A 1,527-nucleotide genomic window follows, 5' to 3' on the forward strand; every position below is an offset into this window, starting at 1 on the left:
GAGCCAAATGGTTAAAAATACTGCTGCCCCAAAATATTTGAGGGGAGCTAGAATGTAGATGATGTTGAAGGGACTCATTAAATAGTAGCCGAGCACACCGATCATATCTCCACCAAGAGACTTGGTGAAAGAATAACTCAAACTAGATAGATCCCCCGTCAAGATGGCATTTTTTAGCAAGCCAAAGAAACTGATATATTGCTGTCCAAAGTCAACAGCCATCAGACTCTTGCTTCCAAAAGGATACATCCCTATAAAAGCCCACACAATGAGCATGATGGTCATTGGGAGCAGGGCACTTGCAGCATAGAGAACTTTCTTTGGATGTTTTTTCCAAAACTCTTGCCAACGCATGAACCAGATTAACATGTTTTCTCCTATCTTCTTTAGCCGATATGATTTTTCTTCGCTTGTTCGATATTGGTCTCTTCAATAATGAAATGAGGACGACGCTTCACTTCGTAATAGATCTTGCCAATATACTCTCCAAGAATTCCAATGAAGATGAGTTGAACTCCACTAAATAATATAATAGCCGCAATCGTTGTGAAATAACCACTCACATAATTCCCAGCAGCGAAGATATATTTCATCAACTCAAAAACTAGATATAAAAGAGCTAGCCCTAAACAGATGAAACCGAATTGAATACAAACACGGAGAGGGCGATCATTAAAAGAAATAATTCCTTGAATCGCATAATTCAAAGATTTCTTAAAACCAAACTTGCTCTTTCCAGCCTTACGAGTTTCATTCTTATAAGGAATTACTTTCTCTTTGAAACCAATCCATTCATACAAACCTTTATTAAAACGATTGTACTCTGGCATTGACACAAAGGCTTCCATCGCTTTTCGGCTAAGCAGTCTTAATTCCGATTTCCCGTCCGTTAGGTGAACATCCATGGAGCGGTTTGACAAGAAGTAAAACAAACGTGCAAAGGAACTTCCTACAAAAGATTCCCCTTCACGAGTTCGTTGGCCACTAACAATATCATAGCCCTCATTATAAGCTTCTAAGAATAAGGGAATCAAGTATGGTGGATGCTGGAGATCCCCATCCATGACCATCACCGCATCCCCACTGGCATATTTAAAACCAGCCAAGATGCCACTCTCTCGTCCAAAATTTCGACTGAAACGGATATATTTGATGCGGTCGTTTTCTCTTGCAAATTCTTCAATTAACTCAAAGGTTTTGTCACTACTTCCATCATCGATGTAGAGGATTTCATAATCAGAGAGCTCTTTTCCTAACATTTTCTCAAGCTGATTAGAAATTTCACGATGGGTTTGAGGAAGCACCAGCTCCTCATTCAAGAGGGTTATTAAGATTGATAATTTCATCCCTTTTCTCCATAATACATTCCCAAAAAAGAGAGAGCTCATGCTCTCCCCTTATGTAGAAACTCATTGTTTATTTAATAGACAATTTTCGTTTCAATACGACTGCACCTGCTAACACAAAGGCTCCTGAGAATACAAATCCAGTTGCTGCAACTTCACCTGTATTAGGAAGAAGCGCTTT

General features: G+C 39.2%; 3 protein-coding genes. All 3 read right to left on the reverse strand.

The genetic code is table 11. The annotated features are described in order from the left end of the window. The coding region (locus tag RCH62_RS08315; RefSeq protein WP_306475013.1) for a YfhO family protein at window positions 1-369 on the reverse strand (369 nt) is incomplete at its 3' end. Between the two features lie 17 nt (window positions 370-386). Next, entirely contained in the window at window positions 387-1,346 is a 960-nt protein-coding gene (locus RCH62_RS08320) for a glycosyltransferase family 2 protein (protein WP_155200159.1), read from the reverse strand. A gap of 70 nt (window positions 1,347-1,416) precedes the next feature. Beyond that, window positions 1,417-1,527, reverse strand: a 111-nt coding sequence (locus tag RCH62_RS08325; RefSeq protein WP_306475014.1) for an LPXTG cell wall anchor domain-containing protein, incomplete at its 5' end; no start/stop codon positions are given.

This window comes from Streptococcus sp. (genome assembly GCF_030825805.1).
Taxonomy (GTDB): domain Bacteria; phylum Bacillota; class Bacilli; order Lactobacillales; family Streptococcaceae; genus Streptococcus.

Bases quoted from the DNA above. Each gene is read 5' to 3' on its own strand.
- RCH62_RS08320 (WP_155200159.1), bottom strand. From the start codon at position 1,346: ATGAAATTATCAATCTTAATAACCCTCTTGAATGAGGAGCTGGTGCTT.